General features: G+C 65.1%; 3 protein-coding genes. 1 reads left to right on the forward strand and 2 read right to left on the reverse strand.

The window, feature by feature from the left end:
- Positions 1–691 (reverse strand): DEAD/DEAH box helicase (locus EN939_RS31160; RefSeq protein WP_127271452.1); only part of this gene is annotated, 691 nt, incomplete at its 3' end.
- Positions 692–738: 47 nt separating this feature from the next.
- A complete protein-coding gene (locus tag EN939_RS31165; RefSeq protein WP_127271454.1) occupies positions 739–1629 on the reverse strand; it encodes a DMT family transporter in 891 nt (296 codons plus the stop codon).
- Positions 1630–1657: 28 nt separating this feature from the next.
- Between EN939_RS31165 and EN939_RS31170 the strand changes: the two genes are divergently transcribed.
- On the forward strand, positions 1658–2193 hold a 536-nt coding region (locus tag EN939_RS31170), incomplete at its 3' end, for a PIG-L deacetylase family protein (protein WP_164751378.1).

Here is a 2193-nt window from a genome sequence, read left to right on the forward strand (position 1 = left end):
TCTCGCGCTGGCCGGGCAGGAAGGCAAGCACGCTGCCGCTCTCGTCGGCAAGGGCAGCGCGGATCGCCTTGGCCATCGCGTCCTCGATGGCGATGCCGGCGGGGCGTTCGTCATACCGGATGTCTACGGGGAAGGCGCGACCCTCGCTTTCGACGACCGGCGCGCCCGACATGAGTTTGGCGACACGCGCGCCGTCGAGCGTCGCCGACATCACTGCCAAGCGCAGATCCGGCCTGAGCGCCCCTCGGACGTCGAGCGCCAGAGCGAGACCAAAATCGCCGTCGAGCGAGCGCTCGTGGAATTCGTCGAAAATGACAGCCGAAACACCGGGCAGTTCGGGATCGTCGAGGATCATGCGCGCCAGCACGCCTTCGGTGACGACCACGATCCTGGTCTTTGCCGACATGCGGTTTTCCATGCGCATGGCATAGCCGACGGTGGCGCCAGGTTCCTCACCAAGCAATTCAGCCATCCGGCGGGCGGCGGCGCGGGCGGCGAGCCGGCGCGGTTCAAGCAGGATGATCTTGCCAGCGCCGAGCCAAGGCGCGTCAAGCAGCGCCAGCGGCACCAGCGTCGTCTTGCCGGCGCCCGGCGGCGCCACCAGCACGGCGCTGTTGCCATCGCCGAGCGCTTCCGTCAGCGCCGGCAGCACGGCGGATACAGGAAGCTCCGGCAGGGGTTTTGTGGTCATGGCGCCCGCATATCAGCGGTTACGGCCAAGGCGCAACCAGAGTCGGTTTAAAGCCGGGTGCGCGAAAACGGGTTCCAGCGCACGGTGCCCAGCCGCGCTTCCTCACGAACCATGGTCAAAAGGCCGGCGCCGCCAACGACCGCCAGGCCAACCAGCGACAGCCCGTCCGGATATTCCCGGAAGAACAACGCGCCGAGGATCACCGCCCAGGCGATCTGCGAATAATGCGTCGGCGCGACGCGGTTGGCGGGCGCGTATTTCATGGCCAGCAGCTGCAGGAATTGTCCACCCGCGGTGAAGGCACCGGCCATTGCCAGCCACAGCAACTGCTTTCCGCTGGGAACAGTAAAGGCGGTGGCGGCGGCACCGATGCCGTTGAACAGCAGGCCGCAACCGACCAGCACGCCGAGCATGGTGGTGCGCTTTTCCTGCTGCGCCAGCGAGCGCATCAGGATGACGCTGGTGGCCGCGAGGAAAGCAACGCCGAAGGCGGCAAGATGGCCGAGATTGAGTTCGCGAAAGCCAGGCCGCACCACCAGCATGACGCCGGCAAAACCGGCGACCACCGCCAGCCAGCGCCAGGGGCCGACCTTCTCCTTGAGGATCACCGTGGAGAGAATGGTGACGCAGAGCGGCGCCAGGAAGATCAGCGCATAGGACTCGGCCAGAGGAATGGTGGTGAAGGCGTAGACGCTGAGCACGCCGGAAGCGATGCCCGCCCAGGCGCGCGCCTGCACCGCCCATGGTCTTTTGGTGCGCCAGAAATCGCGCCAGCGTTCGCCCGCAGGTCGCGTGAAGAATAGGAAGAAGCCCGCGAACAAAGTTATGAAAAAGCCGATCTCGAAGATCGTGAGTTGACCGCCCAGGCTTTTGACAACGGCATCGCTGCCCGAATAGCTTGCGTAGGCGATCAGGGCGAGCAGGATTCCGTTCGTCACGTTGTTCCAGTTCCGGGGAGAGAGTGATTTGAAAATCCTGGCGCTCGGTGCCCATCCGGACGACATCGAGATCTTCATGTTCGGTACGATGGCCGCCTATGCCGCGCAAGGCGCAGAGCTCACTTTTGCCATGGCCACGGATGGTGCCAGGGGCGGCACGAGTGATCCCGCTGTTCTCGCTCGTGTCCGTCGCGATGAAGCAACGGCCGCGGCTGCGCTGGTAGGCGCAATGCCACGCTTCCTCGACTTCCCGGACGGCGAGTTGGTGGCCGATGCAGCGCTGATCGGAGCTCTGAAAGCACTGATTGGTCAAACCGGCCCGGATCTGGTGATCACGCATGCGCCCAACGACTATCACGCCGACCATCGCGCGTTGTCGGACGGCGTGCGCATCGCGGCGTCTTTCGCCGTCCCGGTGCTGCATGCCGACACGATGGGCGGCACCGGTTTTTCGCCGACGCACTATGTCGACATTTCCGCCCATGCCGACGTCAAGGCCGAGGCGATCCGAATGCATCAGTCGCAGGATCCCGACCGCTTCGTCGACATCGCGCGGACACAGAA

It is taken from the genome of Mesorhizobium sp. M7A.F.Ca.CA.002.05.1.1, assembly GCF_003998335.1.
Lineage (GTDB): Bacteria > Pseudomonadota > Alphaproteobacteria > Rhizobiales > Rhizobiaceae > Mesorhizobium.